Raw genomic sequence first — 758 nt, forward strand, 5'->3', positions numbered from 1 at the left:
ATGCAGGCGCGCGTGTCACCGGATTGCAAGTCGCGTTGAATGTGATTTTCGAAGCCGCCCCACAAGCCTTGAACTCCCGGCCATTGCTTTCCCGGTTGGGAGCGATTGAAGGCGGCGTGCTGCGGCGTGCAATTTGAGAAGTGAAACGTGTCGGAATTGGCAAACTCGATTTCCGTCGGCGTATCGCCCCAGGCATTGTCTTCCCGCCGCACGATATGGCCCCGGTCAATCTGTTTGGCTGGCGCGTAGATGTCGGGATCGCCCAATTGGTATCGCTGCGGAATTCGCGGGTCAAACACCCAGCGATCTTGACCGAAGAAGGCGCGGCCGCTGGAGGTCCTTTTCGATGCATCGTAATCGACGTTAACCGCTGACCACATCTGCATTCGCCGGGAAGCGTTCATTGCCAGGCTGAAATGATGGTACTTGAGCACGACGGTCTGGCCATTTTCCTTATACATCTCCTGGTCCCGCTCCTGCGAAATGCGAGGCAGCGGCACGGTGATATCGTTTTCGAGGAAATTGGGGTTATAGCCTTCTCGATCGTCGTAATTGGGGTCGAAGCGAAGTGCTTTCTCGAGCGCCTCGTCTCCCGCGATCTCGGCCGTCGCCTGAGGAAGCTGTGATGCCGGCCCGCCGCTACCAACGAAAATCGTCACTGGTCCGGAAAAATTCATGGTAACGCCGCCCATCACGTTTCCTTTCGTGTTTGCGAAAATTTTGGAGGGATCAGGTAGTAGCAGCGCTTCTGGGGCGCG

The 758-nt window shown here is 56.9% G+C and carries 1 protein-coding gene; it reads right to left on the minus strand.

Going from position 1 to position 758, the window contains the following annotated elements:
- Positions 1-692 (minus strand): DNA/RNA non-specific endonuclease (locus tag ACWGS9_RS36075; RefSeq protein WP_454509463.1); only part of this gene is annotated, 692 nt, incomplete at its 3' end.
- Between the last annotated feature and the right edge of the window lie 66 nt (positions 693-758).

It is taken from the genome of Mesorhizobium sp. Arg314, assembly GCF_053714275.1.